Raw genomic sequence first — 3,681 nt, forward strand, 5'->3', positions numbered from 1 at the left:
CGCTCCAGCGACGACGACGGCCGCCGTCGGTGATGATCTCGATCTCAGACATAAGCACGTGCTCAGGCATATGCCTAAGCCTCCATGGCTATGCCCAGGTGTCCGGTCGAAAAGGGGGCCAGTTCACAGATGTAGGTGAAGTCGGCCAGCCACTTCTGGTTTGGCCGATCCGCCTCGAAGTTCCGGTCGAGGATGTTGCCGGCGATAATCGACCGCTCACCGTCATCTTTAGGCTTCCCACGTCGCCTCGGCCGCGCCCTCATCGCATTCTGGCGCATCAGCCGTTCGATCCGATGCAGACCGCAGGCAAGTCCGTCCTCGAGCACGTCACGCCAGACGCGGCGAGCGCCATAGGTCCGATCGCTGGCCCTGAAGCTCTTGTCGATGGCTGTGACAAGCTTCGCATCCTGGATCTCGCGGGCGCTGGTCGGACGGTTGAGCCAGGCGTGGAAGCCCGAACGCGAAACCTCCAGCACCTGGCAGAGCCAGCTGACCGGCCAGATGTGACGATGTCTGGCGATGAAGGCGAACCTCATGTCGCCTCGCGCGCGAAAAAAGCCGTGGCCTTCTTGAGGATGTCACGCTCCGCCCGGAGCCGAGCGACCTCTTTCTTCAGCGCCGCGATCTCGGCCTGATCGGCCCGCATCTGCCCATTGCCGGGAAAAGCTGCAGCAGGAGCAGCCGTCAACTCGCGCATCCAACGCCGCAACACGCTCTCCGCCACATCGAGGTCACGGGCGGCCTGCGCCACCGCTACACCGCGCTCGGTCACCAGCTTCACGGCCTCGGTTTTGAACTCGCGGCTGAACTTCCGTCTCGTCATGTGTGGTCTCCGGTCCCTTGGTCACGATCCTATTGTCGTGTCCACGAAACCGGCAGCAGGCCAACGGACGATTTCATCCCGATGGTGGATGCGCTGATGGTGCTGAACCGGTAGGGAACCGCCTATCTCGTAAGCGTCCTATGACTTAGCGCGCGCTGAGTGCTAGATGAGGCCTTATGACCATCCCTACCTTCGCTTTAGCACCCCGCCAACTCTCATTTGAAAGCCTCTGTCCCGTCAAGGAGGCAGTAGAAGCTATGGCCGAGGCTGGCGTTGAAATGCGTGGTGCTGTCTTCACGCGCCGCGAGGTGGTGGACTTCATCCTGGATCTCGCCGGCTACACGGCCGACCAGGACCTCACGCGGCTGCGACTCCTGGAGCCCTCGTTCGGGCATGGCGACTTCCTTCTTCCGGTGATCGACCGGCTCCTGGCGTCCTGGGTTTCCCAAGGCCGGCCGGAGCCCGTGCCGGCTCTCGCGCGCGCCATTCAGGGTGTCGAGCTGCACCGGGCTTCCTGGAGCCATGCCCGCGAACTCGTGACCGCGCGGCTGCGCCAGGAAGGCATCTCGGCAGCCGATGCCGAAACCCTCACTCGCACCTGGCTCGTGCAGGGTGACTTCCTGCTGGCCGAGCTGGACGGCGCCTTCGACGTGGTGATCGGCAATCCGCCCTATGTGCGCCAGGAGCTGATCGCGGACGCGCTCATGGCGGAATACCGGACGCGCTACGGCACCATCTACGACCGCGCCGACATCTACGTGCCCTTCATCGAGCGCTCGCTGAGTCTTTTGGCGCCCGGCGGGCGCTGCGGCTTCATCTGCTCGGATCGATGGATGAAGAACCGCTACGGCGGCCCCTTGCGCGCCTTCGTGGCGAACGGCTTTCACCTGCGCGCCTATGTGGACATGGTGAACACGCCGGCCTTCCACGCGGACGTGGTGGCCTATCCGGCCATCACGATCATTGCCCGCGAAGCGCCCGGTCCCACCCGCATCGCGCACCGTCCCGAGATCGACCGGGAGAGCCTCGGGGACCTCGCGGCCGAGCTGACGGGCGCCGCCCCCGATCCTGCGCGTGGGGTGCGCGAGATCGCCCGCGTCACCGCCGGCGCGGAGCCTTGGATCCTGGACGACTCCGAGCAGCTCGCGCTTGTCCGCCGGCTGGAGGCCAGCTTTCCGACCCTTGAGGAGGCCGGCTGCAAGGTCGGGATCGGCGTGGCCACCGGGGCCGACAAGGCCTTCATTGGCCGCCATGAGGAACTGGACGTGGAGGAGGAGCGCAAGCTCCCCCTCGTGATGACCCGCGACATTCAGGGCGGCACCGTCGAATGGCAGGGTCTTGGCGTCATCAACCCGTTCGAGGATGACGGCCGGCTGGTGGATCTCGCCCGCTATCCGCGGCTCAGGCGCTACCTTGAGGCTCGGCGTGAGCCGATCGCCCGCCGGCATGTCGCGCAGAAGGCGCCGGCCAACTGGTACCGCACGATCGACCGCATCACGCCCTCAATCGCCTGGACGCCCAAGCTCCTGATCCCGGACATCAAGGGCGAGGCGCATGTCGTCTATGAGGACGGTCGGCTCTACCCGCACCACAACCTCTACTACATCACCTCCGACAGCTGGGACGTGCGCGCCCTTCAGGCCGTGCTCCTGTCGGGCATCGCGCGCCTCTTTGTCGCCGCCTACTCGACCAGGATGCGGGGTGGATACCTGCGGTTTCAGGCCCAGTATCTGCGGCGCATCCGCCTGCCACTGTGGAGCGACGTGCCGGAGGGCCTGAGGGCTGAGCTGAAGGTTGCGGGGGAACGGGGAGACCCTGAGGCCTGCAACCGGGCGGTCTTTGCTCTCTATGGGCTCTCGGACGCCGAACAGGCCGCCCTCGGGGGCACCAAAACCTAGCATGGCTCTCGATCTCGCGGATTACGAGCGCAAGGCGCGTGAAGCTGTCATGGCCTTCTGGGGCAACCGGGCCAAGGCGCTCCAGGCCAAGATCGAGGCCGGGACCCTGGACACCGGCGAGCGCGGCGCGGTCACGGCCGGCACCACCATGGATGGTTTCACGGCCCTGCTGATCGACCTCGTCAAGGCAAACGGGCTCGGTCACGCCGACATCCACCAGAAGCGCCATGTCCTCACCTTGCCCGGCTATTTCCGGCCGACCAAGCTCTGGGACGTCCTTGTCATCCACCAGGGCCGGCTCATCGCTGCCTTGGAGATGAAGAGCCAAGTCGGGCCCTCGTTCGGGAACAATGCCAACAACCGTGCCGAAGAAGCGATCGGCAGCGCCCATGATTTCTGGACCGCCTACCGCGAGGGTGCGTTCGGGGCGGACACCCCGCGCCCCTTTCTCGGCTGGCTCATGATGGTGGAGGATGCGCCCGCTTCACGCAGTCCCGCCAAGCGGGAAACCTCGCTGCATTACCCGATCTTCCCGGAGTTCCGTGGCGCGTCCTACCTCCAGCGCTACGACCTGCTGTGCCAGAAGCTCGTGCGGGAAAACCTGTACACGGCTGCCTGTACCCTCGCCTCCCCGCGTGAGGCAAAGGAAACCGGAACTTATGCGGACATGTCGGAGCTGACGAGCCTGCGATCCTTCGTCAGTGCCTTTGCCGGGCACATTGCGGCCGCGGCCGCGCGCGCTGTGTGATGGGTCGTCTCGGCGTTGTTGCAGAACTCGGCCGCTAGTGGCGACTTCCCCTTTCCCTTTTGACGTCAGGCCACGCGTTCGATTGCGGCCGTGCCGAGTGCATTGAAGCGGTTCATCAGTGCAATGCGGACGTGGATTTCGGCGGTCTGACGGTCGGGGTCCCGGGATGCGATCCTCTCGCCGAACGACTTGAGGCATCTCATCCTGGCCTC

At 65.3% G+C, this 3,681-nt stretch carries 2 protein-coding genes and 2 pseudogenes; 2 read left to right on the forward strand and 2 right to left on the reverse strand.

What is annotated here, in order from left to right:
* Positions 1-128: 128 nt before the first annotated feature.
* A pseudogene (locus H5395_RS17895) lies at positions 129-823 on the reverse strand (IS3 family transposase); the annotation flags it as partial.
* A 257-nt stretch (positions 824-1,080) separates the two neighbouring features.
* Between H5395_RS17895 and H5395_RS17900 the strand changes: the two are divergent.
* Positions 1,081-2,721 carry an Eco57I restriction-modification methylase domain-containing protein gene (locus tag H5395_RS17900; RefSeq protein ID WP_255440807.1) on the forward strand — a complete coding sequence of 547 codons (1,641 nt, stop codon included), beginning with the start codon at positions 1,081-1,083 and terminating at the stop codon, positions 2,719-2,721.
* 1 nt (position 2,722) lies between these two features.
* Positions 2,723-3,469: a PaeR7I family type II restriction endonuclease gene (locus H5395_RS17905; protein ID WP_182793868.1), complete on the forward strand. Its 747-nt coding sequence runs from the start codon at positions 2,723-2,725 to the stop codon at positions 3,467-3,469.
* Between the two features lie 65 nt (positions 3,470-3,534).
* Here H5395_RS17905 and H5395_RS17910 read toward each other — a convergent pair.
* Positions 3,535-3,681 (reverse strand): annotated as a pseudogene (locus H5395_RS17910) (IS5/IS1182 family transposase); the annotation flags it as partial.

It is taken from the genome of Paracoccus sp. MC1854, from assembly GCF_014164635.1.
Classification (GTDB): Bacteria; Pseudomonadota; Alphaproteobacteria; order Rhodobacterales; family Rhodobacteraceae; genus Paracoccus.